This is a genomic window from Neisseria sp. P0021.S006, assembly GCF_051956895.1.
This window is the reverse complement of record NZ_JBQCWZ010000696.1, coordinates 1-727: the sequence shown is the minus strand read 5'-3', so window position 1 is coordinate 727 and position 727 is coordinate 1. Positions and strand designations below refer to the sequence as shown.

Genomic DNA, 727 nt, shown 5'->3' with positions numbered 1-727 from the left:
CCCTGATGCGCAATGCCGTTACCTACCCTACGACAAATCCGAATGGGTCGCCCGATTTTTAGCCGAACACCGCCCCATCTGCGGCATTTTGATGGAAACCGAAATCTGGCCCAACCTGATGCACGGCTGCCAAGAAGCAGGCATTCCCCTCTTTTTGGCCAACGCGCGCCTCTCCGAAAAATCCCAACGCGGCTACCTCAAAATCCGCAAGCTGGTCGAGCCTGCCATGCAGACCCTCTCCGGCTGCTTTGCCCAAACCGCCGCCGATGCCGAACGCCTGCACCTCATCGGCGCATCCAACGTCCACGTTTGCGGCAACACCAAATACGACATCGCGCCCCCCGATGACTCGCGCCCGCTTGCCGTCGCCTTTAAAGAACGCATCGGCGCACGAGCCGTCGTCGTCTGCGCCAGCACGCGCGTGTACAAAGGCACAGACGAAGCCGAGCTGCTCCTCAAAGCATGGCAGGGCTACCGCGGCAATGCCTTGCTGGTCATCGTACCGCGCCACCCTGAAAACTTTCAGACGGCCTACGATACTGCCAAATCGCTTGGCTATACCGTCCAAAAACGCAGCGACGGACAACCCGTTTCCCCCGATACACAAGTTTGGATAGGCGACAGCATGGGCGAACTTGCCGCCTACTACCTCAGCGCAGACATTGCCTTCGTCGGCGGCAGCCTCGTTGATGCCGGCTGCCAAAACATCATCGAACCCATCTCCTGC

Annotated in this window: 1 protein-coding gene; it reads left to right on the top strand. The window is 59.6% G+C overall.

Annotation, left to right across the window (positions count from 1 at the left end; all coding sequences use genetic code 11):
• Positions 1-727: 3-deoxy-D-manno-octulosonic acid transferase (locus ACTHUM_RS16540; RefSeq protein WP_440403499.1), on the top strand; the 727-nt coding region annotated here is incomplete at both ends.